The sequence below is a fragment of the Flavobacterium cutihirudinis genome (assembly GCF_003385895.1).
GTDB lineage: Bacteria > Bacteroidota > Bacteroidia > Flavobacteriales > Flavobacteriaceae > Flavobacterium > Flavobacterium cutihirudinis.
This window is the reverse complement of the sequence record NZ_QRDQ01000009.1, coordinates 410775-435537: the sequence shown is the minus strand read 5'-3', so window position 1 is coordinate 435537 and position 24763 is coordinate 410775. Positions and strand designations below refer to the sequence as shown.

Below are 24763 nucleotides of genomic sequence, written 5' to 3'. Positions count from 1 at the left end.
TTATCAATTATCAATTAATAATTAATTAACCCCTTTCCACCATTGTTGAAATTCCTGTTTATCATTTTTTAATTCTATTAATTCACCAATTTTAGGCGTAACTAACGGAATTGGGTTTTCCGAATTCGCATTCAATTCCGTTATTTTTTTCAAAGGTTCATCCCAAGGATGCAATGCCAATGCAAATTTTGATGAATGAACCGGAAAAACTCTTTTGGCTTTCAAATCTTTTATCGCTTTTACAACATCTTCCGGCAGATTATGAATGTATTTCCAGGCGGGATTATATTGACCATTATCGATAAGTACAATATCAAAAGGACCATATTTTTCGCCAATAACAGCATAATGCGAATCGTAACCGCTGTCACCTCCCAAATACATTTTAAAATCTTTCGTTTCTAAAACAAAAGAAGTCCAAAGCGTGTTGCAGCGTTTAATACTTCTTCCTGAAAAATGTCTTGATGGCGCGGTGTAAAGTGTTAAATTGTCATCAAGTTCGATTTTTTCGTGCCAGTCTTTTTCGATTATGATTTCAGAAGGAAATTTCCAAAATTCAAAATGCGAACCAACACCAAGCGCCGTAATTACCTTTTTTATTTTCGGTTTTAGCTCAGTAATTGTAGCATAATCCAAATGATCGTAATGATCGTGCGTAATCAATAAATAATCAATTTCCGGAATATCGGCAACGGTGTATATTTCAGTTCCTTTAAAAGCTTTTGTGGTTCCATAAATGGGAGAGGCGTTGCCGCTAAAAACAGGATCAATTAAAAAACGTTTTCCTTCAAGCTGAATGTAATAAGACGAATGTCCAAACCAAACTAGAATATCCTGCTCTAACGGAATTTCATGCAAATTGGTTTTTATAGACGGAATAACATCAGTTGGAATTTTACGGTCCACTTTTTTGAAGAAAAATTCTTTTAAAACATCAAAATAGCCATAACCTTCTGCAAGTTCTGGTGTAAAACTTTGGTTTTCGAATTTTCCATTTTTGTATTGAGGCGATTTTTGGATAAGAGCGAGTCTTTCGCCGGATGGCCTTTTTCCATATCTTGGATGATATAAAAAGTAAATTACAATAGCGGCTAAAAGAAGAAATAAAGTAAGAATCATATATTTTTAGTTAGAAGGATATTGTTTTTGTAATTCATTTACTGATATTGAAATCATATTTTTGAGTGTTTCAACATCAATGTCTGCCAGTTTTTTGATATAAATACAGCCTTTTGCTGACTTATGTTTTCCGAATTTTGCTAATGTTTTTTCCCTTTCTTCGGCAGGTACATGAAGATAAAGTGAAATAGCCGCTTTTCTTGGTGAAAATGCTGCAAGAGGTGCATCACCTTCATGTCCGCTTGCATATTTGTAATGATAACTTCCAAAACCAATAATGCTTGGTCCCCACATTTTGGCTTCAAAACCCGAAGTTTTCTGCATAATTTTTACAAGTTCAAAAGCATCATTTCTCTTAGCTTCATCATCGGTAGCGTTTATAAAATCAGTCACACTGCTTTCGGTTTCGGTGGTTTTATTTTTAGCCATTTGATTTAGTTTTTATTGAATAAACCGCTTTTAAAAAGAATGTTTTTAATCTTAAATTCAGAAGCATAAAACAAATTAGAATCTTCAGGCATTTGATTTTCTAAAACAATCATGCTGATACCGCTTTCAGGGAAATACAAATTTACAGCAGAAAATCCATTACCAAGACCAGTGTGTCCCAGATATTTCACAGGTTCTTTTTCTATAATCCTTAATCCGTAGCCATATCCTTCTTTCTGTTTTCCGAAGAAATTATGCTGATTTTGAATTGTGTACGATGTCATTAATTTGTATGATTCAGGTTTTAGAATTTTTCCTTTATGAAGATTATTATTCCAAATTAAAAGATCATTTACAGTAGAAATAAGGCCTCCGGAAGGAACTTTGTACAGAGTTATTAAATTATTCTGAGCCTTTTCTAAATTATTATTGTTATTCATATATCCTGTAACTAAATTTCTATTGTTATTTTCTGAATAACAAAATGTATTATTCATTTTGAGTTTTTTAAATAGATTATTTGCCAGTTCCGAATAGGTTTTTTTTGAAACAGATTCTAGAATTTGACCAAGTATTGGGTAGCCTTCGTTACCATATTTAAAATCGGTTCCAGGTTTAAAAAGTAAAGGTTTTTGTAAATCAATGATTCCATGCGAATGATTTAATAACTGATGAACTGTTATAGTATCTCCCCACGTCTGTTTTAAATTTGGAAGATATTTTTTTATTGGAGTGTTAAGATCAATTTTACCTTGCTCAACTTCTTTCAAAACCAAAGTAGCCGTAATTTGTCTGGTAATTGACATAATTTCAAATTGGCTATCCAGTGTCAAAGGTTTTTTAGTTTCAAAATTCGCAAATCCTTTGGCTTTCGAATATAATGTTTTTTCGTTTTTTGAAATCAGAATTACACCATTAAAAACGGGTGAAGTATTTTGTATGAGACTATCAATTTGTGTAGCATAATTTTCTTTTTTTTGAGCAAAAGAATTGCAGTTTGAAAAAAGAAAAACGAAAGGAAGCAAAAAAAGTGTTTTGGTTAAAAAGTTCATTTTAGGGTTTTAGTGTATTTAGGTTTTAGTCTCAGATAATAATTTATAATTCACAATTAGTTAAAACATTCCGTTTTCATTAATAGTTTCCGTTGGAATTGGTTGCCCTAAATCCCAAAGTTCGACTATTTTATCTCCTTTAAATTTTAAAATATGAACAACTGCAAAACCTATATCTTTCGAATTTTGTTTGAGATGAGAATGTACGGCAACTAATTTTTCATCTTCTAGAATATGATGAATTTTAAAAATCTTATTCGGATTTGTGCGTGATGATTCTTCCATTGCCAGCATCAAAGTTTGGGCATCACCTTTAAAATAAGCATTATGATGTTTAAAATTTTTGCTTACATAAAGGCGGAATGCTTCATGCGAATGCCCGCTTGCAGCGAGTTTTAAGAAGTCTTGGGCAATTTCTTTCTTAGTCATGATTTCTGGTTGTAAAAGCAAACTAAGTTATGAAATTTTGAAGTATGGTTCTGATTAAAATAAATGAATTTCAGAAATAAAAATTATAATGATTCGGCTTTAATATCGGTTAAATCGATTCCTAATTTTGTAAATTCAATTTGCCCTAAATCTGTAATATAGAAATGTTTATCCGTCGGATTTTTTTTGGCAATCCATCCTTTTTCTGCAAAAGTTAGCGCAAGCAGTTGCCCTAGTTTTCCGCCAATATGTTCGTAACACATTTTGGCAGGTTTAATTTTAACAGGTTTAGTGTTCATTTAATGAAGTTTAGGTTTTTTTCTGCAGGTTAATTTCAAAGCCAAATACGCCATCGGAATATAGGCAAAAAGTAAATCAACGATCGTAAACCACATTGGTGAAGGAAGCGAGCAAACACTGACAATACCACCCAACAAAAAGAAAGCGCCTATAACCAGTGCCAGTTTCTTTTTATGATTAAAAGCAATTATTGCAGTTGCCGTAGCTCCTGAAAACGTCCCAATGGCATGCGCCAAAAATGGAAACAGAAAATGTTCAGGCTCAAATAAATGCATCGTTGCTTTTAGGCCTTCCATTGTAGTATTATCCGCTCCTTTTGGAGGTGGGATAATTGAACCGCTTATTAAAATGATACTCATATTGACAATACTTCCAATAATAATTCCGACAATAACTGCCAGAGTATTTCTTAAAATAGGGTTCATAAATAAAGTTTTAGCTCACTAATTTATGAAATTATTTTGAAGATAATCTTTTTTCGTTTTCAGTTTGTGGTTTTCCGGTTGCGTTGGGTTCTCCTTTTCCGGTTTCGATTAGTTTTCGGAGACTGTTTTGAATATAATTTGTCCATGCACCTCGGCAGATTTCAAAACACTCATATTCTGAGGTTAAGCCAAAATGCGTAAAACGAAGTTCTGTTTTTCCGTCTTTTTCTGAAATATCAAAAGTAGGTTTTGTATTGGTCCATTCAGTTTTGTCTTCGGTAAATTTGAAGTAGTTTTCCTCAACCAGCCAAACGATTTTCTGATTCGGAATTACTTCAATTAATTTTACTTTGCAGCGATGAATATCTTCAAAATGATACTCAAATTCATCATTTAGCTTGGCTGTATTTCCTTCAATTTCTTCAGACCACCAACCGCGTACATTGGTTACGGCATTAAAAACTTCTTCGGGAGATTGATCGACTTGTATTGTTGTTGTAAAATCTGTTGCGCTCATCTTGTTTGATTTTTTAAAAGTTGAATATCAAATTTATTATTTAAAAATCAATAAGTTAGGGTGTTTAAGCGACAATTTTGAGGGGGATTTCAGACAAGTATTATGTTGGTTTTTAGAAGCATAAAATCGGATTTTTATAAGAAACACTCGTCCCGCTGTCCGCTAAATCTTTTATGGCGAACCCCGCCATAAAAGGATACCGCTCCCATCGGGGCTATAAAAGAATAGTTTTTTTTCATAAGGACTCTCTGCAATAAAACCGACAGATTTTTAATCCCGAGGCTTCGGGACTGTCGGGTTTATTATTTGATATGCTTTTATTTAAACTGGACTGAAGTCCAGCCCTACAATATAAATCGTTCCTTCGGAACTTTAAATAAAAGAGCCTTTGGCTCGATTCATTTTGTAGGGCCGGACTTCAGTCCGGTTTGAGGTTTTATATGGTGATTCGTTGGTTAGTAAACCCACAGTCCCGAAGCCTCGGGATTGAAAACCTTTCAGGTTTCTCAAAAATTATAACTTGCTATTTTCTATATCTTCCCCATTTTCACTAGAAAGCCAGGTTTCAAATTCATTGTTATTTATACTTTCAAATTTCTTTGGAATCATAAAAAGAAAAATTATAGCAAGAAGTTGTAAGATTGTTTGAGAAAGACTTAGAATTCCGCTTATTGGAAAATAAGTTAAGTCAGAAATTAAAGCAGGAATTGAACCTAGTAATCCGAGTAAGAACAACACTAATAGAAATACTTTTAAGTCACGTCCTTCTCGAATTAAATATCCAATAATTCCAATAAAAATAAATGCAATGAAAGCAGAAAAGAATCCTATTTTATTTTGTGAAAATTTCACAGCTAAAAGAAAATTTATTATACCAATAGCTATTGAAATAAAAATAAAATTTGAAGCTTTTATATGATTTTCATGTATAGGGCGTATTTTTTTGTCCTCGGTTTTATGAATCAAAAAATTAATTGAATCTGTTTCTTCGGATGAAAATTCTCGGCCTCTTTTTTTAAGTATTTCAAAAGCAATTTTTGTAGCCTCGGGAACGAAAGTAGTTTCTGGTTTAATGTAATTTTCTAATTCGCGATCAGAAAGTTGTTCTAAGACACTTTTTTTAACGGCCATTTTTAAATCAATTTTATTTTGGTCTAAAATAATTGATTTAAGTAAAATACTGTTCGATTTTCTTACAAATATTTTCAATCTCCAAAAAATGACCTTCCATAACTTTCTCAAGTTCCAAAGTACCACCCAAAATCAGCATTTCTTTATTTTCAAAACGTTTTCCAAGTCGGTCTTCTAGCATAATTGTTTCCATGCTTTGCGCCATTTTAATTTCTTCTAAAAAATCATTTGGATGACCTGCCGTGCATATCACTAATCCAAAAGGAACTGTTTTCATTTTCGGAAAAGATTCCGTTTGTCCGTACGCATATCCAACCGAATAAACCCGATCAAACCAGCCTTTCAACTTTGCCGGACAATCGCTCCACCAAACCGGATAAAGAAAAATAACACAATCTGCATTTTCTAGTTTTTTCTGTTCAGCTAAAACATCTTCAGAAATTGGAAGATCAAGTTTTGCAAATCCTTCTCTTTCATATTCCGTTTCAGACAAATCGCTTTGAAAGTTTGAAGCATATAAATCAGAGATTTCGAGATTCCAGTTTTGTTTTGAAATAACTTTTTTAAGCCTTTCTAAAACCTGAAAAGTATAGGATTTTTTGCTAGGGTGGCTGTAAATGATTAGAATATTCATAACAATGATAATTTAGTAAAGTGTGTCTTTAGCTTCGCGAACCCATTGAGGGGCATCATCTATATTCTGACGCAATAATAAATTCAGCTGAGCGGTATGATGTTGTACATGGCGCATATTATAAAGCAATATTTCAATGATATTATAGCACATGGTTTTCGATTCATTTTCCCAATTGCTTTTATAAATTTCATCGGTCATTTCGGCCAACAGCTGACGCAATTTCTCGCGTCCAAATTCCAAATAAATTAAAACTTCTTCTTTGGTATATATTCGTTCAGGCATTCTGTCTTCAAATTCTGAAAGTGAAAAAGGTTTGGGCGGAACAAAACCCTTCGGCTCAAGGGTTAAATAGTAATCTAAAAAGAATGCTGTGTGAAAGGCGTTGTAACCGAATAATAAATCTGAGTTCCACAATGATTGCGGGCATAATTCAACAGCATTTTTGAGCATATCTATACTTCCTGCAAATTGGCGCCAAAGTATTTCTTTCAGAGCATTGTCCATAGTATATTTTGTTTGGATAAACGAAATTATAAATATAAGCCAGATTTAGAATAAGGTTGTGAAAAATCTACTTCTGAATATATAATGCAATATTTTAATTAAAAAAATAATATTTATTACGATTTTTAAATTGTTATAAAGTTAATCCTTATTTTTAACAACCTACAAATTCAATTCAATTATGAAGAAAATATTTTGCGTCGCAGTATTGCTTTTAATCACAACTCATTCTGCTTTTGCACAATTAAAAGCACCACAAGAGTTTATTCCGAATTACGGAAAACAAATTTCGTATTATCATCAAGTAGAAGATTATTTTAAATACCTGACTGAAAATTCAGCTTTAATTAAAAAACAGCAATATGGTTTAACAAACGAACAGCGCGATTTAGATTTATATTTTATTTCAGATGCCGAAAACCTGAAAAATCTGGAGCAAATTCGATTAAATAATTTGGCTTCAATTGGACTTTCCGATTCAAAATCGGCTACAGCGCAAGATAAAATTATTGTTTGGTTAAGCTTTAACGTTCACGGAAACGAATTTGCCGGAACCGAAAGCGCTTTGACCGTGGCTTATGAACTTTTGAATCCGTCAAACGAAGAAACCAAAAAGTGGCTTAAAAATACCATTGTGATTTTGGACCCGTGTATCAATCCTGACGGTTATTCTCGTTACGGAAATTGGCTTCGCGAAATATCAGGAAAAAAAACACATCCAGGTTTGTATGACAGAGAACATATGGAAGAGTGGCCGGGCGGAAGATACAACCACTATCTTTTTGATTTAAACAGAGATTGGGCGTGGCAAACGCAAGCCGAATCACAGCAACGTATAAAAGTGTACAATCAATGGATGCCTCAGGTTCATACAGATGTTCATGAAATGAGTTACAATTCGCCGTACTTTTTTCCTCCGGCTGCCGAACCGCTTCACGAATTTATCGAGCAGTACCAAAAAGATTTTCATAATGTTTTAGGTAAAAATATTTCGCAGAAATTCGACAAACAAAACTGGATGTACAACACCAGAGAGCGTTTCGATTTGTTTTATCCGAGTTATGGAGACACATATCCAACTTATAATGGAGCTGTCGGATTAACGCTAGAGCAAGGCGGAATAGGAGCAGGCCGAGAAGTAACAATGGAAAACGGCTCAAATGTAACCATAAAAGACCGTTTAACGCATCACGCAACGGCAGTTTTGACGGTTGTTGAAAGTGCAGCTTCACAGAAAGATGTTCTTTTAAAAGGCTTTAGAGATTTTCATGCAAACGCACGTAAAAAAGCAAAAGGCGTTTACAATACGTATGTTCTAAAAAGCAATGCAAAAGTGGAACAATTGACCGAAATGCTGAAAAAGAATGATATTGAATTCAGCTATGCCGATGCTGATGCCAGCGCTTCAGGTTTTCATTATCAAAATAAGAAAAACGAAAGTTTCAAAATCGAACCAAACGATTTAATCATAAGAGCAGATCAGCCAAGATCAGTTTTAACGCAGGTTTTATTCGAACCAAATCAAAAATTAAACGACAGTTTATCATATGATATTACGGCTTGGGCGTTGCCATTGGCTTATGGAATTGAAGGTTACGCTGTAAAAAATACAGTTTCGGTAAAAACGAAAACGGCAATTGAAGTTGCTCCAAAAAATATTCCGGCCAGCGTATATGCTTTTTACGTGCCTTGGAACAGCAGAGTTTCAGCTCAAGTGGTTTCGTTATTGCATCAGGCGGGAATAAAAGTGCGTTCGGCAATGAAAAAAGCAGTTTTCGGAACCATAACAATCGAACCGGGAGGTTTGATTATTAGCCGTGCTGATAATCCTAAAATTACCGATTTTGAAAAAACAGTCAGCGAAATCATCAAAATTAAATCAGATTACAGTTTTATCAGTACAGGATTTTCGACCAATTCAAAAGATATTGGAGGAGAAAATTTTGTTCTCTTAAAAGCACCAAAAATCTTGATGCTTTCAGGAAAAGGGATTGTTTCGACTGAGTTTGGCGCCAATTGGCATTACTTGGATGAAGTTATAAAATATCCGGTAAGTATTGTTGAAACTTCAAATTTCAATCGAGTTAAACTGTACAATTACAATACGTTAATACTTTCTGACGGTTCTTATGATTTTTCAGACGATCAGAAAAAACACATTGACGAATGGATTAAAAACGGCGGAAAAGTAATCGCAATGAGCAGTGCTATTTCGCTATTTCAGGATCGCGAAGGTTATGCTTTAAGCATGTTCGCAAGCAAAGAAGACAAAGAGAAATCAGAAAAAGAAGAAAAGGAAATAGAGCTTAAAAAACGCTTTTTAGACTTTGAAGGATCAGAAAGAAGAGAAATTTCAGGAACCATTCCGGGCGCGATTATCGAGAATAAATTAGACAAAACATACCCAATGGCGTTTGGTTTAGGAAACACCTATTATAGTCTTAAAACTAATGAAAGATCATTTTCACTTTTAAAAAATGCAATCAACGTGGCGTATATTCCTAAAAACTTTTTGAGTTATGGTTTTGTTGGAAACGACATCAAGAAAAAACTTCCGGAAACGGTGACTTTTGCAGTCGATAAAAGAGGCGACGGATCTGTAATTTACATGATGGATAATCCGCTCTTTAGAGGTTTTTGGGAAAACGGAATTCTTTTATTTAGCAATTCATTGTTTTTAGTCAATTAATAAAAAGAAATGCTCTTCTAGAAATATTCGGAAGAGCATTTTTTTATTTAGGAGCATAAATTCAGATTTTCAGCAGAAATAACGTTCCCGCTGTCCATTATATCTTTTCCCGGCTAAAGAAGCCAGAAAAAGGATGCCATTTCCATCGGGGCTAGCGAGAAGTTTCTTTTTTATAAGAACTGAAAAGAAGGTATTTTCTACTAGTTTGAATAATAAAAATTATTTCAGCCGAATCAAAACGCCTTTTCGTTTTACAATGTTTTTATAATCCCACTGAATGTTTCGTGCTTTTTCGAGCCATCTTTTTAGATCATCAACATTTATTTGGTCTGCCTTTGTAAAACGAATTTCTGCTGCTTTAAAACTTCCTTCGTTTTGAAGACCATTTTCTTCAAACGATTGGCCACTCCAAAACAGCAATCGAACCGAATCTTTTAGTTTACTGTAACCCGCAACAGGATTTCCGTCCAAAAACCAAACCGGATGACGATGCCAGATTTTGTTTTCGGCTTCGTGCAAAAAACTGTTTATTTCCTGACTTAGGATATCGCAAATAATTTTGTCTTCATTACTTTGAGAATCGTTATATGTTTGGATTTCCGGATTCATGATTTTTGATTTTAGTTCTTTAACCTATTTCATTCGACAGCTCGAATAAAATATAATTTCCATTTTCAGATTGCCCTTTTCCTTTTTCAATAAAGCCTTTGCTTTTATAAAATTCAACAGCTTTTAGATTGTTTTCCAAACACTTTAAAGTAAGAGGGAATTTTGTGTATTTGATGGCTTCTTTTAATAACAGAGTTCCAATTCCTTTTTTCTGATATTTTCGATCAATATACAAATGGTGAATGAAATTGTTGGGCATCCAAATCGAAATAAAACCAATTGGTATATCGCCAATAAAAGCAATCAGGATAAATTCTCCTTGTGTTTGTTTATCAAAATCTTCTAATAAAAAATCTGAGGAATTTTGCCAGAAAAAAGCATTTTGCCGTTCGTTTAGAAATATTTCCCGCAAAAGTTTATAATCTTTGGATTGAGCCTCAACTATTTTTATAATTGGATCTATATGTTCTTCCTTATCGGAATGATTTTGTTTCATTTTCAAGCATTTTTTCAATATTAAAGTAAATGCCGTCGACTTTATATTTTCCTTTTTCAAAACTCAGATAATCGCAATTACCAACTAAAGCTTGTGATTCTGATTCTACATCGAAAAGTTTTAAAAGCACATATTCATGATCAACCAAAAGAACATAAAAGCCGCTTTCGCATGTTTTTCCGTCACCGGATGAAAAAATAGCATTTATGATGCTGTGAAATTTAAACGATGTTATTTTAGCAGCATTTTCATCTCCTTTAAGATGATAAATATAGGCTAGATAATTAAGTTGACTTAAATCGAAAGGAAATTCACTTAAAGAATGTTCAGCAAGTTTTATGATTTCATCATAATCTGATGTCTCAAGTTTATCTTTGCCGTAAAACTCTCGTAATTTTTTTTCATCCGGCGATCTCCAGAAAGCATTATATTTTGGCTGAAAAACGTAACCAAAATACAAATGACGAAACTCATCGGGAGTTAAAAGCGTATCATTTTTTGTCAAACGCTCCATAAGGTTTGGATAAAAAAATGCCGATTTTTTGTCCTTTATTTCTTTTTCTATGGATTTGTAGTCAGGAATGCTAAAGCTGTTTTCCTGTGCAAATAAATGGGTTGAAACTAGTAAAACGGTCAATAGTATAATTTTTCGAATCATAGTTTAAGGTTTTAGTTAAACTAAAGTACAAAAATTAAATATGAGATTGTAAGAAAATTAACTTGCTCAATTTAAGGCTTCTTATAAAGAAGTGATTGGTACTAAACTTCACTTTCCTTAATCCATTTTCCTTGTTCTTTTGCAAGATCAATTAATTTTTGCCCGTGTTCCGTCATTAGATTTTCAGCAATCATGCGTTCTGCTCTTTCTATATTAGGTTTGCTCCATTTACTGGTTTTGGGATTACGTTTCGAATAAGTCAAATAAAAGCTTTCGGCGTCACGTTTTTTACATAAACTGTCAATCCAGCCAAAACAAAGCGCTTCTTCAGTTGCTTCTATTAAATTTACACTTTTGACTTTACTTTTTTTATGGTATAATATTAGCCAGACTGATTTTTCGTTTGTGCTATTTTCTGTTAGCCATTTTCTCCAGTCCGCTCTGGTTTCGGCGTAAATTGCTATTTTTCCATCTTTTGTTTCCATAAACTTTTATTTTTTAGTAAAATTAAAATGAAATGGTGACAGCAGTATGTCAGTAGTAAAAGTAGTTAATTATCTGAAAAATAATCTTATAAGTCGTTTTGAAATAAAAAATCCGATTTGCAGCTACAAATCGGATTTGAATAGTTTAATATAATTTCGATTATTTCATTTTATCGATAATCTGTGTCACAGCATTTTCCAGACCTTGATAATAATCTCCTTTTTTAAATTCAGGAATAGTGAAATTAGTAAGGATACTTTGTGTTTCATCGTCACTTAGTTTATAACGAATAAGATCGATGCTCAGCACCTGAATTTGGCGCAATGTTTTGCTTACAACAATTAGAATAGTTGGATCTAATTTTGGATCGCTTGCCAGATATTGATCCAATCCGTGTGCATATTCCGGGAAACTATCATAAGGTTTTATTGATGGTACGCTCACAATAACTATTTTATAAAGCGCTTTTTTTTCAAAAGTCTTTAGAGTTGTATTTAGCGTTTCAATCTGTTTTTCGGTTAATATTTTCTCAAAGTCATTGACGTAATTATATGATTTTGAAAAAATATTCTGTTGTTCTGTTTTTGACTGAGCAGAAATATAATTTGGGAGCAACAGCAAAATTGTTAAAGCGAAAAATAGTTTTTTCATGGCAGATTTGTTTAGGGACTGCAAAAATAAAGCTTTATTCCCAAAAAGCAATGTTCAAATTGTTTGTAGAAAACATTTTTATTTTTAGTAAAATAGCATAAAAAAATCCGGTTAACTTTCGAAAACCGGATTTCTTTAAATTGAAAATTATATGTAACCGTTAAGCTGCACTGTTGTGCCTCTTCTTGGTATTTTTACAAGTGAATTACTTCGCCGTAAGCATCAGCCACAGCTTCCATAACAGCCTCGCTCATTGTTGGGTGAGGGTGGATAGATTTAAGGATTTCATGACCTGTAGTTTCAAGTTTACGAGCTACAACTGCCTCAGCAATCATATCTGTAACACCAGCACCAATCATGTGGCATCCTAACCATTCTCCGTATTTAGCATCGAAAATTACTTTTACGAATCCGTCTGGAGTTCCAGCAGCTTTAGCTTTTCCTGAAGCTGAGAATGGGAATTTACCAATTTTTAATTCGTATCCTTTTTCTTTAGCTTGTTTTTCAGTTAAACCAACAGAAGCAATTTCTGGAGTTGCATAAGTACAACCAGGAACGTTTCCGTAATCGATTGGATCTACGTGTAAACCAGCGATTTTTTCAACACAGTTAATTCCTTCAGCAGAAGCTACGTGAGCCAAAGCCTGACCAGGAGTAACATCTCCAATTGCATAATATCCAGGAATGTTAGTTGCGTTGTAAGCGTTCACTAAGATTTTATCTCTGTCAACAGCGATTCCAACTTCTTCTAAACCGATGTTTTCGATGTTTGTTTTGATTCCAACTGCAGAAAGTACGATGTCAGCTTCAAGAACTTCTTCACCTTTTGCTGTTTTTACAGTTGCTTTAACTCCGTTTCCTGTAGTATCTACTTTTTCTACAGAAGAGTTAGTCATAACTTTAATTCCGGCTTTTTTCAAAGAACGCTCAAATTGTTTTGAAATATCTTCGTCTTCTACAGGAACTACGTTTGGCATAAATTCTACAATAGTAACTTCAGTTCCCATTGAGTTGTAGAAGTGAGCGAACTCAACTCCAATTGCTCCAGAACCAACAATAATCATAGATTTTGGTTGTGTAGGCAAAGTCATTGCCTGACGGTATCCAATTACTTTTACACCATCTTGAGGTAAGTTTGGTAATTCACGAGAACGTGCACCAGTAGCGATAATAATATGATCAGCGCTGTATTCAGTAACTTTATTGTCTTTATCAGTAACGTCAAGTTTTTTTCCTGGTTTTAGTTTTCCAAAACCTTCAATAACGTCAATTTTGTTTTTTTTCATCAAGAACTGAACTCCTTTGCTCATTCCTTCAGCAACACCACGGCTACGTTGTACAACTGCAGGGAAATCTTTGTCAAATTCAGAAACTTTTAATCCATAATCAGAAGCATGTTTTAAATAATCAAAAACCTGAGCTGATTTTAATAATGCTTTTGTTGGGATACATCCCCAGTTTAAACATACACCACCTAAGTTTTCTTTTTCAACCACAGCTACTTTGAAGCCCAATTGTGAAGCTCTAATCGCTGTTACATATCCGCCAGGACCACTTCCTAAAACAATAACGTCGTATTTCATTTTTTTGGTTTTTAGTATTTACTATCGAAAACGAGAAGTATAATTCCGAAACTCGATTTCCGATTTTTCTTTATATTATTTGTGATTGCGAATTTAAGGATTTATTTTAAAAAAACGCCTGTAATTTTATTTTTAGCTATTCAGGTTTTGACCTTTTCACAGAAACTTGAGTAATTGTGAATTGTTAATTGTGAATTATGAATCAAAAACTGAAATTTAGAAATTTAATCTAAAAAATTAACCCGTTTTGTCAATATCGATGTTATAAGAAAAGCCACAGATTAGAGGATTAAAATGATTTTGAAAATCAGTGTTAATTTCTATAATCTATGGCTTTTATGTTTTGTTATAAATCTGATCAAAATCGAAAAACTTTGTGTGGGCTTCGACTTCGCTCAGCCTGACAAACGAATCAATTATCAACTATCAATTATCAATTATCAATTTATACTTTAACGTGTCCCCAGTTTTCACCGCTGGCAATTCGTCTTATCTGCATTTCGCTTACGCCAAATTGTTTGGCAATCATTTTTAGACGTGTTTTTTGTTCTGGTCGGGCCAAAATTTTCTTTATCAACATCACTTTTGTAGTGGTCAATTTTCTTCCGTCAGCTTTAAGATTGTGCTCAATAAGGTTCTTTTTAGCCTGAATTACACGCGGACTTTTACGACTGTGAGCCATCATTTCGGCTTTCGTCGCCCAACGTAAATTGCTTATATCGTCATTACTTCGGTTGTAATCTAAATGAAGTACATACGTTTGTTCTTCTGAATCTTTTGGAAGAAAGTATTGTGCAACTAATTTATACAAGAAAAGATATTTGTTGACAATTTTGTCATCTTTTTTGACTTTAAATCTAAAAGTGGGATATCCATCGCTCAAGCCTCCTTTTAGAAGGCGTCCATTTTCTATTTCATCTGTGAAGCTTATTAGTCGGCCTCGATTTGAAATGGCATATTTTAATTGTAATGAAGCATTTATTTCTATTTCCTTAAATTTTTCGTCTGGATAAAATCTGTTTTGTGGCATTTTCTTTTACATTTGATTTCTACAATCTCAAAGATAAATAATAAACCAAAGATGAAATGTTAAAGCACTAGTGCTGAGGAGCAGTTTTATGATTTCTATAACGCTGATTTAACGTTTATAAATGTTTTTTTAGCATTTTGAGACCTAGTTTGCCACCGAAAATTGCGAATCATATAGGTTTTTGTAATATCCATCAGCTTTATTAAGCAATTCTTGATGAGTTCCTTGCTCTACGATTAGTCCTTTATCCATTACTACGATCTTATCTGCGTTTACAATTGTTGCTAATCGATGCGCAATAATAATTGAAGTTCTTCCTTTGGTAATCGTTTCTGTAGCACGTTGAATCAATTCTTCAGAGTAGGTGTCGATTGAAGAAGTTGCTTCATCCAAAATCAAAATACTCGGATTACTCACATACGAACGTAAAAAAGCAATTAATTGGCGTTGACCAGATGATAGCATTACACCGCGCTCTTTTACATCAAAATCGTAATTATCAGGGAGACTCATAATGAAATCGTGAACACCAATTTTTTTAGCAGCTTCCAATACTTGTTTGCGGCTAATCTCTGGATTGTGTAAAGTAATATTGTTATAAATGGTGTCGGCAAAAAGAAATACATCCTGTAAAACCACCGCAATTTGTTTTCGTAACGAGGCAAGTGTGTAGTTTTCGATATTTTGTCCGTCAATATAAATGCTACCGCTGTTAATTTCGTAAAAACGATTCAACAAGTTTATAATAGTCGATTTTCCAGCTCCAGTTGAGCCTACAATCGCGATAGTCTGACCCGAATCAACAGATAAATCAATTCCTTTTATAACTTCTTCTTCCGGAATATAACTAAAACGGACATTTTTAAATTCGATGCTTCCATCAAAAACCGGAGCTTCAATAGTTCCTGTATCTTGAATGTGATCTTGTGTATCAATAATATCAAAAACACGATTAGCTGCAATCATTCCCAACTGCATCTCATTAAACTTATCCGCAATTTGTCGTAGCGGATTAAAAAGCATTCCGATAAACATGGTATAAGAAAACAAATCTCCAAAAGTGGTAAAATGATCGCCATTCAGAATTTTAAATCCTCCAAAAACAACCACTAATCCTAAAGTTATTGACGAAATAATATCTGCAATCGGGAAGAAAATCGAGTTGTATAAAATGGTTTTAATCCATGCAACTCTGTGTTTGTCATTTATGACCTTAAAATTTTCTGCTTCGATTTTTTCTCTGTTAAAAAGCTGAACGATTTTCATTCCCGTTACACGCTCCTGAACAAAAGAATTCATATTGGCAATTTGTGTCCGAACTTCTTCGAAAGCAACTTGCATTTTTCGTTGAAAAATTCGTGTGATATAAACCAGAATCGGCATTGCCACAACAACAATCCAAGTCAGTTTCCAATTCATATAAAACATAAAAAGCAAAACCACCAGCATTTTCATCAAATCACTTATAATCATAAAAAGACCCTGGCTGAAAATACGGGCAATCGATTCAATGTCTGAAACGGATCGGGTTACCAATTGTCCAACCGGAACCAAATCAAAATATTTCATTCTGAAACTTAGAATATGTTTGAAAAGTTTGGTACGAATGTCTTTTACAATATCCTGTCCTAACCAGTTTGCCCAATACACAAAATAGAATTGTGAAAAGACTTCACATAAAAGTACAACGCCCATTAAAACAATATACATAAGCAAGCCGTACTTGTCATGGGTCTTGATATAGCCGTCGACCGTTTGTTTTAGTAAATAAGGGCGAAGTGCTGCAAAAATCGATAATGAAATTGCAAAAACAATAACGCCGTAATAGCGCCATTTATAAGGTTTTGTATATTTTAAAATTCGTTTGAATAGACCGGTATCGAATGCTTTTGCTTTCATTTATATTTTATTGGCTTTAGGCTATAAGCTTTAGGCAATAGGCTTAGTGCTTAAACCCTCTTGCTTACAGCTTATCGCTATATTTTTTTATACTTTAAGCTATAAACTTTATACATTAGACTAAGCACATTCCGGAGAAAGCTTATTGCCTAAAGCTTAAAGCCTATTGCTTACAGCTATAAATATTCGTATTTTATTTCGGTTAAATATAAACCATGCGCCGGAACAGAAAATCCGGCTTTTTCTCTGCTTTTGCTGGCAATTATATTTTCAAAATCGTCCAGCGTAATTTTATGCAGACCTATATTTACTAAAGTTCCAACAATAGAACGAACCATGTTTCTTAAAAATCGGTTTGCCGAAATAGTAAAAATTAATTTACCTTTTTCTTGTTTCCAATAGGCCTCAAAAATCGTGCAATCAAATGTGTTTACATCTGTATTTACTTTCGAAAAACATTGAAAATCGGTATGCTTCAACAAGATTTTCGCGGCTTCATTCATCAAAGCTACATCTAATTTTTGATTAAAATACCAGCTGAGTTCCTGTAAAAACGGATTTTTAACAGTGTTGATATGATATTCGTACGTTCGTTTTGTAGCGTCAAATCGGCAATGCGCTTCATCATGAACCAAAATAATATCGAAAATGGCAATATCTTTTGGTAAATAAGAATTCAGTTTGTGCACTAAATTTGGAGCATCAATTGGATTTTCAAAATCAAAATGCCCATACATTTCACTTGCATGAACTCCGGTATCGGTACGTCCGGCTCCCATAACATTTATTGAAGAGTTTAGTAAAACCGAAAGTGCTTTGTTTAAAGTTTCCTGAACAGAAGACGCATTTGGCTGAAATTGCCAGCCGTGATAATGTGTTCCGTTATATGCAAATTGAATAAAATATCTCAAGGTAAAGGTTCAAAGGTTCAGAGTGACAAAGATACAAAGGTTTTTTTGAAGATACTAAGGTTCTGTGGTGCTATCCCCAGGCTTCGGGACTAAGGTTTTTTGCATGACGTTATCATAGAGGCGCACTGCAGTGCGTCTAACATCAGATTGATAAAATATGTCTTTATCAAATAATAGATTTGCATTATAAATTGTCTAAAGAAAACTTTGAACCTTTGTCACTATGAGTCTTTGAACCTCAAAAAGAACTGTTAAAACCTAAAATGCAAATCACAGTTGACACAACAAAAAATCGTGTCAGAAATTGACAATTCCAACGTTTTCATTTGAGTCTTTTTTTAACAATTTTTAGCGAAAATCGGCAAATGTTAATTTTTAAAATTTTCCATTTTAACAGGAATTATTTCTCCTATGTTTGTAATACTAAATATCAAAAACTATGAATGAAATTACTTCTTATTGGTGGGTACTTTTAATTGTATTCGCTATTCTTTTTTACAAATTTATTTTACGCGTTTTCTTCGGAATGGTGATCGTTCCTGAGGATAAAATTGGTTTGGTAACCAAAAAATTCGTTTTGTTTGGTGCCGATAAATCTTTGCCGGATGGCCGTATTATTGCGACAAAAGGCGAGGCGGGTTATCAGGCACAAACACTTGCTCCAGGTTTATATTGGGGAATGTGGATTTGGCAATATTCAATCGATATGACTGGATTTACAATTATTCCGGAAGGAAAAATTGGATTGGTTTTAAGTAAAGACGGTAAGGAAATCCCAACCGGACGAATCTTAGCCAGAAGAGTAGAGAGTGACAATTTTCAGGATGCAACAGCGTTCCTGAATAATGGAGGACAAAAAGGACGTCAAACGGCTTTTATTACAACAGGATCGTATCGTATTAACACTTTTTTGTTTGAAATTGTTGTCGCAGATCAGATTAAGATTTATGAGAACATGATTGGTATCGTAACAGCATTAGATGGAGAACCAATTCCGCAAGGGCAAATTGCAGGTAAGTTTGTTGAAAATCACAACAACTTTCAGGATTTTGACAAGTTCTTAGAACATGGAGGAAATCGTGGTTTGCAACCGCAAGTTATGTTAGCAGGTTCGTATTATATTAATACATGGGGAATCCTGATTGAGCAAAATCCAATGACCGATGTGCCAATTGGGTATGTAGGAGTTGTTATCTCGTATATTGGAGAAGACGGACAAGATGTTACAGGCGATACTTTTAAACACGGTAACATTGTTTCAAAAGGCCAACGAGGTGTTTGGATGGAACCTTTTGGGCCAGGAAAATATGCTTTAAATAAATACACTACTAAATTGGAGCCTGTTCCAACAACCAACTTAGTTTTAAACTGGGCAAATGCCAGAAGCGAATCGCACGATTTAGATAAAAACTTGTCTACAATTACAGTTCGTTCAAAGGATGGTTTCCCGTTTAATCTGGATGTTGCACAAATCATTCATGTTCCAGCTGCCGAAGCGCCAAAAGTAATTGCACGTTTTGGAAGCATGAATAACTTAGTTTCTCAAGTTTTGGAGCCTACAATTGGTAACTATTTTAGAAACTCAGCTCAGGACAGCGATGTGATTTCATTTTTAACCACTAGAAAAGAGCGTCAGGAATCGGCTAAAAATCATATTAAATTGGTTCTTGACGAATACAATGTAAATGCAGTTGATACTTTGATTGGAGATATCGTTCCGCCAGATTCATTAATGAAAACTTTGACTGATAGAAAACTGGCTGAAGAAGAGCAAAAAACCTATCAAACGCAAAGAATGGCGCAGGAACAGCGTCAAGGAATGGAAAAAGAAACCGCAATTGCAGATATGCAGAAAGAAATTGTTCGCGCTTCTCAAAGTGTTGAAATTGCTCAAAGAACCGCCGATGCAACAGTTAAAAAAGCAGAAGGAGATGCAACGAGTTTGAAACTGAATGTTAACGCTGAAGCGGAAGCAACAAAGATGCGTGCAAACGCTGAAGCTGAAGCGACAAAAGCAAGAGCAGGAGCACAGGCTGAAGCTACAAAACTAAACGCAAGTGCCGAAGCGGAAAGAATATCAAAAACCGGTTTGGCTGAAGCTGAGAAGATTATGGCAATTGGTAAATCGACTGCCGAAGCGTATCAACTTCAAGTTACGGCAATGGGAGGAGATAATTTTACCCGATATAAAGTAACCGAGGAAATTGGTAAAGGAAATATCAAGGTAATTCCGGATGTTTTAATTTCAGGAAATGCAGGATCGGATGGTTCTATAAGCGGATTGTTAGGTATGAAGCTTATGGAAATGATGGATACAAAAGATTCTAAAAACATTAAGAAATAGTAATTTCCATAAGGATAAATCGTAGAGACGCACAGTAGTGCGTCTAACACAAAGTTTTGAAATCCGATTTGCAAAAGCGAATCGGATTTTTTTGTTAGAAAACTTAGCAACTTAGTAGCTTGGTAACTTAGCATCTTTAAAAAAAACCTTTGTACCTTTGAGCCTCTGAACCTTTGCCCCTTCAAAAAAATGAAAAAAATCCTCCTTCTTTCCGATACGCACAGTCATATTGATGATACTATTTTAAAGTATGTTAATCAAGCCGATGAGGTTTGGCATGCCGGAGATATTGGCGATTTGAATGTTACGGATACGATTAAAAAGATAAAACCTTTAAGAGCAGTTTATGGAAACATCGACGATGCAAAAGCAAGATTGGAATTTCCGCTAAACAATCGGTTTATGTGTGAAAATGTTTCCGTTTGGATTACGCATATTGGTGGTTATCCAGGAAAATATAACCCAAGTATCAGAGAAGAAATGGCATTAAATCCACCCAAATTATTTATTTGTGGACATTCACATATTTTGAAAGTGATGTTTGATAAAAAGAATAATCTACTGCATATGAATCCCGGTGCAGCCGGAAAAAGCGGTTTTCATCAAATGCGTACCATGCTTCGATTTGTAATTGATGACGATAAAATAAAAGATTTGGAAATTATTGAAATCGGGAAAAAATAGGATTTAATGCGGAAGCGGAATTTTAATTTTAATAGATGTTCCTTGATTGACTTTAGAAGTAACATTAATAGTTCCCTTAAATTTTTTAACACGGGCTCTAATTCTGTTCAATCCAAAACCTTCCACTTCGTTTATCTTCTTGGTATCAAAGCCTTTTCCGTAATCTCTGATTTTGATATAAAATTGATTGTTGTTTTCTTTCAAAAAAAGAGTAGCTTTTTGAGCATGGCTGTGTTTGATAATGTTGTTACAGAGTTCCGAAACTATAAAATAAATTTTCATTTCAAATTTTTCAACATATCTTTTATCTATTGAAATACTGCTTGAAAATTCAAAGTTTATAGAACTGTTTGAATTTCGTTCGCATAAATCTTCTAAAGCATAAATTAAACCAAACCTAACCAAAAGGCTAGGGACAAGATTGTGAGACATATCACGTAAAAGATCATGTGCTTCACCTAAAATCACTTTAGTTTTTCGAATTTCTTCTGATTCTATATTATTTTGTGTTGTAAAAGTATTCAAATGAAGTCCTGCTGATGAAAGCAAAGAATTGATATTGTCATGCAGGAATGAAGCAATTTTTTTTCGTTCAATTTCCTGTGTGTCAATTCCCGAGTTTATTACATTTAATAAGATTTTCTGTTTTATGTCTTTTCTTTTTATTTTTTGTTTTAGTTTATTGTTTTGGTAAGAGAAGTATAAAAGAAAAAACAAAAGGATAATCAAAAAAATGATTAGGCTTACGATTTTTTTATTCTGAAAATCTTTCAATTTTTGCAATTCTTTAGAATTTGTATTTTTTGATTTGACTTGTAAATCAAGGTATTCTATTGACGTTTTCCTTTGCTGACTAAAAAAAAGAATTTTGCTTGAAGGAGCGAAAAGAAAAAGTAAAATGATAATTCTGAAGAAATTCATAGTGCAAAAATTTATACCCTAAGGATTAATTAAGTTGTTTTTTAAGGCATATTTGACCAGACCAATTGTGTTTTTGGTTTGTAGCTTTTTCATAATGTTTTTTCGGTGAGTTTCTACGGTATTGGTACTAATGAAAAGCAGTTCGCTTATTTCTTTTCCGCTGTATTCTAGAGAAATTAATTTAACAATTTCAAGTTCTCGCGGGGTTAAAATTGAATTTTTGAAGTAGGTATTTTCCTTTAATTTAGGATTGTTGGCAAAGCTCTCAAATATTTTCTCTCGGATTGCGTCTGAGAAGTATTCGTGCCCTTTATAGACGGTATTTATGGCTTCAATGATATTTTTGCCAGCGCATTTTTTTGTGAGATACCCTTTTGCATTTAATTTCATTACTTCTTTGATAATTTTTAAATCATCATAGCTTGATAAAATTATGATTTTGCACGGATTTCCTTTCTCCTTAAATTCTTGCAAAACCTTGATGCCATCTTTTTCGGGCATACTTATATCTAAAACTAAAATGTCAGCATTGTTTTGTATTATATCGTCATAAATGGAGATGCCATTTATTGAAGTACCAACAACTTCAAAGTTTGAAACTGTTTGCAGTAGATTTTTAAGACCATCAATAAGTACCTGATGGTCATCTGCGAGATGAATCCTAATTTTTTTTGCAATCATTGTTTTGGAAATGAAACAGCAAAATTAAATTGAAAGGATCTCTTTGGGTAGTCTAATTAAGGCTTTTTTATATCATTAAAAGTTACAAATAAAGCAAAAAAAAACCCGAATAAAATTCGGGTTCTTCTTCGCACAAAAAATTAAGTTTATAGGTTTATCTCAAACGATCTACAGATTTTACAAGATCTTCGTCCTTTTTGATGGCCTTATTAGCTAAAACTAATAATACGATAGCAACAATTGGAAGAAACATCCCAATACCTTTCTCAGAAACAGCGTTAACTGTTTCTCCAGATAAATTTAGAGAGCGATATACAAATAATCCTAATAAAATTAAATTTAATATTATGTTCAGTCTGTTCATTACAAACTGATTTTGTCTTTTTTTGTATGATATAATGCTAACAATTGTAAGCATTGTACTTAATCCTAATAATATGGTGTAAAGCTGATCTTGCATGAAGTAAAAAGCTTTACCGTCGTTTAAAGACCAAAGCGGTATAAAAAAAAGTAATACCCCTGTTATTACAAAGGTAAGAATTAAATATACGGTTTGAATTCGTTGTAACATAACTTGAAATTGTTTTACAAAAATATATTTTCTTTTTTATAAATACTATTGTATGATTAAATTTTATTCGTATTATTGCATCATAATACCGTAAGCACTTCATACTGCGGTCAATCGAAATTATTTATCTACCTATTCTTTTTACAGTATTCCTTAAAATAATTAAATTCATAGAACATTCATGTTTGATATTTCTGCATTAAAAGAAATGAAGCTTGCTGAGCTTCAGGAAATAGCTAAGTTAGCTAAAACAATAAAGTTTAATGGTGTTAAAAAAGAGACTTTAATCAGTCAGATTTTGGCACATCAAGAAGCGACCGTAGCGCCGCCTGAACCTGTTGTGGCAGAAAAGGAAATAACGGATGATAAACCAAAAAGAGCTAGAATTGTTCCTGCTAAAAAAACAGCAGCACCAAAAAATGCTCCGGTTTTAGAATTTGATAAAGTAGAAGAGGAAACTGCAGAAAAGAAGGAAACTCCTGTTGCAAAACCAAAGATTCAGGCAACTCCTAAGATTCAAGCGACGCCAAACGTTCAGGAGAATATAGAGAATCCTGTTGCTGATAAAAAAGAGCCTAAAATTGTAAAATTTAATAAATCAGCTTACGAGAAAAAGGTTGCACAGCAAAAAGAAAAAGAAGTTGTAAAAGAAGTGATTGCTGAAGAAGGTGCTGAAACTCCTGTTGTTGCAGAAAAGACAGAAAATGCGCCTCAGAGCAAAAAAATAAATCCAAATCAGAATAAAAATCAAAATCCTAACCAAAATCCGAATCAGAATCCAAACCAGAATGGAAACGGAAATGGTAATGGAAATAACGGAAATCAAAATCCAAATCATAAAAATAAAAAGAATAATAATTTCAGAGATTCAGACTTTGAATTTGATGGAATTATCGAAAGTGAAGGTGTTCTTGAAATGATGCCGGATGGTTATGGATTCTTACGTTCATCAGATTATAATTATTTAGCTTCTCCGGATGATATTTATTTGTCAACTTCACAAATCAGATTATTCGGTCTTAAAACCGGAGATACTGTAAAAGGAGTGGTTCGTCCTCCAAAAGAAGGTGAGAAATTTTTCCCTTTGGTTCGTGTACTTAAAATTAACGGACATGATCCGCAAGTTGTTCGCGACAGAGTTTCTTTTGAACACTTGACACCGGTTTTCCCTTCTGAAAAATTCAAATTAGCCGAAAAAGGCAGTTCTATATCAACTCGTATTATCGATTTATTTTCTCCAATAGGAAAAGGACAACGTGGTATGATCGTTGCACAGCCTAAGACGGGTAAAACAATGCTTCTTAAAGATATCGCAAATGCAATTGCAGCAAATCATCCAGAAGTTTATTTAATCGTTCTTTTGATTGATGAGCGTCCTGAAGAGGTTACCGATATGCAAAGAAGTGTTCGTGGTGAAGTTATCGCGTCAACTTTTGACAGAGAACCACAGGAACACGTAAAAATTGCCAATATTGTTCTTGAAAAAGCAAAACGTTTAGTAGAATGCGGACATGATGTTGTAATCTTGTTAGACTCGATTACACGTCTTGCGAGAGCTTACAATACAGTTCAACCGGCTTCTGGAAAAGTGTTAAGTGGTGGTGTTGATGCAAATGCATTACAGAAACCAAAACGTTTCTTTGGAGCAGCAAGAAATGTAGAAAACGGAGGATCTTTAAGTATCATCGCGACTGCATTGACTGAAACGGGTTCTAAAATGGATGAGGTTATCTTTGAAGAATTTAAAGGAACCGGTAACATGGAACTTCAATTGGATCGTAAGATTGCCAATAAACGTATTTTCCCTGCAATCGATCTTACGTCATCAAGTACACGTCGTGACGATTTATTATTAGACGAAAAAACATTACAAAGAATGTGGATTATGCGTAAATATCTTTCTGATATGAATCCAGTAGAATCTATGGATTTTGTAAACGATCGTTTCAAGAAAACCAGAAATAATGAGGAGTTTTTGATTTCGATGAATGACTAAGGAAAGTTGCT

Annotated in this window: 26 protein-coding genes; 4 read left to right on the top strand and 22 right to left on the bottom strand. The window is 33.7% G+C overall.

What is annotated here, in order from left to right:
* Positions 1–21 precede the first annotated feature (21 nt).
* From BD847_RS12730 to BD847_RS12685, 10 genes are all read right to left on the bottom strand, one after another.
* A complete protein-coding gene (locus BD847_RS12730; RefSeq protein WP_115888648.1) occupies positions 22–1119 on the bottom strand; it encodes an MBL fold metallo-hydrolase in 1098 nt (365 codons plus the stop codon).
* Positions 1120–1125: 6 nt separating this feature from the next.
* Positions 1126–1548, bottom strand: a complete 423-nt coding sequence (locus BD847_RS12725) for a DUF1801 domain-containing protein (RefSeq protein WP_115888647.1) — start codon at positions 1546–1548, stop codon at positions 1126–1128.
* 5 nt (positions 1549–1553) lie between these two features.
* Positions 1554–2600 (bottom strand): serine hydrolase domain-containing protein, encoded by a 1047-nt coding sequence (locus BD847_RS12720; protein WP_115888646.1) that lies wholly within the window; start codon positions 2598–2600, stop codon positions 1554–1556.
* A 60-nt stretch (positions 2601–2660) separates the two neighbouring features.
* A complete protein-coding gene (locus BD847_RS12715; protein WP_115888645.1) occupies positions 2661–3029 on the bottom strand; it encodes a nuclear transport factor 2 family protein in 369 nt (122 codons plus the stop codon).
* Between the two features lie 83 nt (positions 3030–3112).
* Positions 3113–3328 carry an ArsR family transcriptional regulator gene (locus BD847_RS12710; protein WP_115888644.1) on the bottom strand — a complete coding sequence of 72 codons (216 nt, stop codon included), beginning with the start codon at positions 3326–3328 and terminating at the stop codon, positions 3113–3115.
* Positions 3329–3754, bottom strand: coding sequence for a hypothetical protein (locus BD847_RS12705; RefSeq protein ID WP_115888643.1), 426 nt, complete (start codon positions 3752–3754; stop codon positions 3329–3331).
* Between the two features lie 31 nt (positions 3755–3785).
* On the bottom strand, positions 3786–4271 hold the full coding sequence (locus BD847_RS12700; protein ID WP_115888642.1) for an SRPBCC family protein: 486 nt from the start codon (positions 4269–4271) through the stop codon (positions 3786–3788).
* A gap of 513 nt (positions 4272–4784) precedes the next feature.
* Entirely contained in the window at positions 4785–5402 is a 618-nt protein-coding gene (locus BD847_RS12695) for a hypothetical protein (protein WP_147298511.1), read from the bottom strand.
* A 37-nt stretch (positions 5403–5439) separates the two neighbouring features.
* A complete protein-coding gene (locus BD847_RS12690) occupies positions 5440–6036 on the bottom strand; it encodes an NAD(P)H-dependent oxidoreductase (protein WP_115888640.1) in 597 nt (198 codons plus the stop codon).
* Between the two features lie 12 nt (positions 6037–6048).
* Entirely contained in the window at positions 6049–6543 is a 495-nt protein-coding gene (locus BD847_RS12685; RefSeq protein ID WP_115888639.1) for a DinB family protein, read from the bottom strand.
* 181 nt (positions 6544–6724) lie between these two features.
* Between BD847_RS12685 and BD847_RS12680 the strand changes: the two genes are divergently transcribed.
* Positions 6725–9232: a M14 family zinc carboxypeptidase gene (locus tag BD847_RS12680; RefSeq protein WP_115888638.1), complete on the top strand. Its 2508-nt coding sequence runs from the start codon at positions 6725–6727 to the stop codon at positions 9230–9232.
* Positions 9233–9451: 219 nt separating this feature from the next.
* Here BD847_RS12680 and BD847_RS12675 read toward each other — a convergent pair whose 3' ends face one another.
* The 9 genes from BD847_RS12675 to truA all read right to left on the bottom strand — a co-directional run bounded on the left by BD847_RS12675 (position 9452) and on the right by truA (position 17555).
* On the bottom strand, positions 9452–9841 hold the full coding sequence (locus BD847_RS12675) for a DUF1801 domain-containing protein (protein ID WP_115888637.1): 390 nt from the start codon (positions 9839–9841) through the stop codon (positions 9452–9454).
* A 19-nt stretch (positions 9842–9860) separates the two neighbouring features.
* Entirely contained in the window at positions 9861–10337 is a 477-nt protein-coding gene (locus tag BD847_RS12670; protein ID WP_115888636.1) for a GNAT family N-acetyltransferase, read from the bottom strand.
* Positions 10315–10995, bottom strand: coding sequence for a DUF4919 domain-containing protein (locus tag BD847_RS12665; RefSeq protein ID WP_115888635.1), 681 nt, complete (start codon positions 10993–10995; stop codon positions 10315–10317). The genes BD847_RS12670 and BD847_RS12665 overlap by 23 nt, the downstream gene beginning before the upstream one ends.
* Before the next feature lie 101 nt (positions 10996–11096).
* Positions 11097–11480 (bottom strand): YdeI/OmpD-associated family protein, encoded by a 384-nt coding sequence (locus tag BD847_RS12660; RefSeq protein WP_115888634.1) that lies wholly within the window; start codon positions 11478–11480, stop codon positions 11097–11099.
* A 160-nt stretch (positions 11481–11640) separates the two neighbouring features.
* Positions 11641–12132, bottom strand: a complete 492-nt coding sequence (locus tag BD847_RS12655; protein WP_115888633.1) for a TPM domain-containing protein — start codon at positions 12130–12132, stop codon at positions 11641–11643.
* Positions 12133–12326: 194 nt separating this feature from the next.
* Entirely contained in the window at positions 12327–13715 is a 1389-nt protein-coding gene (gene lpdA, locus BD847_RS12650) for a dihydrolipoyl dehydrogenase (protein WP_115888632.1), read from the bottom strand.
* Between the two features lie 445 nt (positions 13716–14160).
* Positions 14161–14745, bottom strand: a complete 585-nt coding sequence (locus tag BD847_RS12645) for an HNH endonuclease (RefSeq protein ID WP_115888631.1) — start codon at positions 14743–14745, stop codon at positions 14161–14163.
* Positions 14746–14889: 144 nt separating this feature from the next.
* Positions 14890–16644 carry an ABC transporter ATP-binding protein gene (locus BD847_RS12640; protein ID WP_115888630.1) on the bottom strand — a complete coding sequence of 585 codons (1755 nt, stop codon included), beginning with the start codon at positions 16642–16644 and terminating at the stop codon, positions 14890–14892.
* Between the two features lie 176 nt (positions 16645–16820).
* Positions 16821–17555: a tRNA pseudouridine(38-40) synthase TruA gene (truA, locus tag BD847_RS12635; RefSeq protein WP_115888629.1), complete on the bottom strand. Its 735-nt coding sequence runs from the start codon at positions 17553–17555 to the stop codon at positions 16821–16823.
* A gap of 439 nt (positions 17556–17994) precedes the next feature.
* On the opposite strand from truA, the gene BD847_RS12630 reads away from it, so the two are divergent.
* Positions 17995–19899, top strand: coding sequence for an SPFH domain-containing protein (locus BD847_RS12630; protein ID WP_115888628.1), 1905 nt, complete (start codon positions 17995–17997; stop codon positions 19897–19899).
* A gap of 189 nt (positions 19900–20088) precedes the next feature.
* On the top strand, positions 20089–20583 hold the full coding sequence (locus tag BD847_RS12625) for a metallophosphoesterase family protein (RefSeq protein WP_115888627.1): 495 nt from the start codon (positions 20089–20091) through the stop codon (positions 20581–20583).
* Between the two features lie 3 nt (positions 20584–20586).
* Here BD847_RS12625 and BD847_RS12620 read toward each other — a convergent pair whose 3' ends face one another.
* The 3 genes from BD847_RS12620 to BD847_RS12610 form a co-directional block, all read right to left on the bottom strand.
* A complete protein-coding gene (locus BD847_RS12620; protein ID WP_115888626.1) occupies positions 20587–21504 on the bottom strand; it encodes a sensor histidine kinase in 918 nt (305 codons plus the stop codon).
* Positions 21505–21522: 18 nt separating this feature from the next.
* A complete protein-coding gene (locus tag BD847_RS12615) occupies positions 21523–22182 on the bottom strand; it encodes a response regulator (RefSeq protein WP_115889017.1) in 660 nt (219 codons plus the stop codon).
* Between the two features lie 157 nt (positions 22183–22339).
* Positions 22340–22756: a DUF4293 domain-containing protein gene (locus BD847_RS12610; RefSeq protein WP_115888625.1), complete on the bottom strand. Its 417-nt coding sequence runs from the start codon at positions 22754–22756 to the stop codon at positions 22340–22342.
* Positions 22757–22937: 181 nt separating this feature from the next.
* On the opposite strand from BD847_RS12610, the gene rho reads away from it, so the two are divergent.
* Complete coding sequence (gene rho, locus BD847_RS12605) at positions 22938–24752, top strand: transcription termination factor Rho (protein ID WP_115888624.1); 1815 nt, start codon at positions 22938–22940, stop codon at positions 24750–24752.
* Positions 24753–24763 lie beyond the last annotated feature (11 nt).